The organism is Pseudomonas sp. LJDD11 (assembly GCF_024584215.1).
GTDB lineage: Bacteria > Pseudomonadota > Gammaproteobacteria > Pseudomonadales > Pseudomonadaceae > Aquipseudomonas.
Map to the genome: position 1 here is coordinate 1 of NZ_JANJFL010000117.1, position 560 is coordinate 560.

Annotated in this window: 2 pseudogenes; both read right to left on the reverse strand. The window is 55.2% G+C overall.

Going from position 1 to position 560, the window contains the following annotated elements:
* A pseudogene (ihfA, locus tag NRB16_RS29055) lies at window positions 1-89 on the reverse strand (integration host factor subunit alpha); the annotation flags it as partial.
* A gap of 3 nt (window positions 90-92) precedes the next feature.
* Window positions 93-560, reverse strand: a pseudogene (locus NRB16_RS29060) (phenylalanine--tRNA ligase subunit beta); the annotation flags it as partial.

Genomic DNA, 560 nt, shown 5'->3' on the forward strand with positions numbered 1-560 from the left:
AGCTCAACAAATTCCTTGGCTTCTCGTTTATTCAGGCCCAGCTCTTCGTACAGACGTTCGGCCATCTCAGCTTTCCTCAGAGCCCCCATACGCTACTTCCTTAACGTGACGTTTAACCGTTCCTCAAGTGAATTGAGGATAGCAAGTGTCGTTGCGTTTACCTCATCGTCAGTAAGAGTGCGCGATGGATGCTGCCAGGTCAAGCCGACTGCAAGGCTTTTTCTATGCGGATCAATGCCTTTACCCTGATACACGTCAAATAGCCTGAGGTCCGTGAGCCATTCGCCTGCATTTTCACGAATAACGTCAAGAACCGCGCTTGCATTGACGTCCCGATCAGCCAGCAGAGCCAGGTCGCGGCGTACTTCCGGGAAGCGGGAAAGCTCGTGGAATTTCGGCAGACGGCCTGTAGCCACTTCGCCCAGCACCAGTTCGAACACGAACACCGGGCGATCAAGGCCCAGAGTTTTTGCCAGTTCCGGATGAATGGCGCCCAGGAAACCGACTTCACGACCATCGCGCTCGATGCGAGCGGTCTGGGCAGGGGGCAAGGCTGGATG